The sequence below is a fragment of the Kitasatospora sp. NPDC048722 genome, assembly GCF_040650235.1.
In the GTDB taxonomy this organism is placed as follows: Bacteria; Actinomycetota; Actinomycetes; order Streptomycetales; family Streptomycetaceae; genus Kitasatospora.
The window spans coordinates 1-1,421 of the sequence record NZ_JBEZGX010000172.1; the positions used below are offsets into that span (position 1 = coordinate 1).

2 protein-coding genes are annotated in these 1,421 nt (G+C 67.2%); both read right to left on the minus strand.

The window, feature by feature from the left end; translation table 11 throughout:
- Positions 1 to 612: K(+)-transporting ATPase subunit C (kdpC, locus tag AB0C76_RS41330; protein WP_359975941.1), on the minus strand; the 612-nt coding region annotated here is incomplete at its 3' end.
- Between the two features lie 23 nt (positions 613 to 635).
- On the minus strand, positions 636 to 1,421 hold a 786-nt coding region (locus AB0C76_RS41335), incomplete at its 5' end, for an HAD-IC family P-type ATPase (RefSeq protein ID WP_359975944.1).

Sequence of the window (1,421 nt, forward strand, 5' to 3'; positions counted from 1 at the left end):
CGCCTTGTTGAGGAGGACGACGTTGACGCCCTCCTGGCCGAGGAAGCCGAGCGAACGGCCTTCGGTGTACTGGTCGACCAGCTTGGCGACCGTCTCCACCGGGAGGTTGCGCTCCTTGGCCACCCGGTTGACCTGCTCCTTGGCGTAGGCCACCGAGATGTGCGGGTCGAGGCCGGAACCGGAGGCGGTCAGCGCGTCCGCCGGGACGCTCGCCGGGTCGACGCCGTCGAACTCGGCGACGGCGGCGCGGCGGTCGTTGACGGCCTTCAGCAGGTCGTCGCTGTTCGGGCCCTGGTTGGAGGCGCCCGAGTTGTCGCCGGCGTAGTTGTTGGCGGAGGGGCGGGGCTGGAACCACTTCGGGTCCGGCACCGGCTCCTCCTTCGGGTCGTCGGGGTTCTTCTTCGGCAGGTCGTAGTTCTGGCCGAGCAGGCTGGAACCGACCTGGTTGCCGTCGGACTTCACGATCGAGCCGTTGGCCTTGTCGCTGAAGGCGACCTGCGAGATGCCGGTGACCAGCAGCGGGTACGCGATCCCGAGGATCACCGTCAGGACCAGCAGCATCCGCAGTGCGGTGAAGTGGGTGCGGACGGTCGTCGGCAGGGGCTTGGACATGATGCTTCTTTCCTTTCCCTGCGTCAGCTGAGGCCGGGGATGAACTGGACGACGAGGTCGATCAGCTTGATCCCGACGAACGGCACGATCAGTCCGCCGATGCCGTAGATCCCGATGTTGCGGCTCAGCAGGGAGCTCGCGTCGGAAGGACGGTAACGGACGCCGCGCAGGGCGAGCGGGATGAGGCCGATGATGACCAGGGCGTTGAAGATGATCGCCGAGGTGATCGCGGACTGCGGGCTGTGCAGGCCCATGATGTTGAGGTGCCGCAGGCCCGGGTACACCCCGGCGAACATCGCGGGGATGATCGCGAAGTACTTGGCCACGTCGTTCGAGATCGAGAACGTGGTCAGCGCGCCGCGGGTGATGAGCAGCTGCTTGCCGATCTCGACGATCTCGATCAGCTTGGTCGGGTTGGAGTCGAGGTCGACCATGTTGCCGGCCTCCTTGGCCGCCATGGTCCCGGTGTTCATCGCGACGCCGACGTCGGCCTGGGCGAGCGCGGGGGCGTCGTTGGTGCCGTCGCCGGTCATCGCGACCAGCTTGCCGCCCTCCTGCTCCTTCTTGATCAGGGCCATCTTGTCCTCGGGCGTGGCCTCGGCGAGGAAGTCGTCCACGCCGGCCTCCTCCGCGATCGCCTTGGCGGTCAGCGGGTTGTCGCCCGTGATCATGATGGTCTTGATGCCCATCCGGCGGAGCTCGTCGAAGCGCTCGCGCATGCCCTCCTTGACCACGTCCTTGAGGTGGATGACCCCGAGGACCTTGGCCGGAGCGTCGGCGATCTTCGTGGCGACGACCAGCGGGGTGCC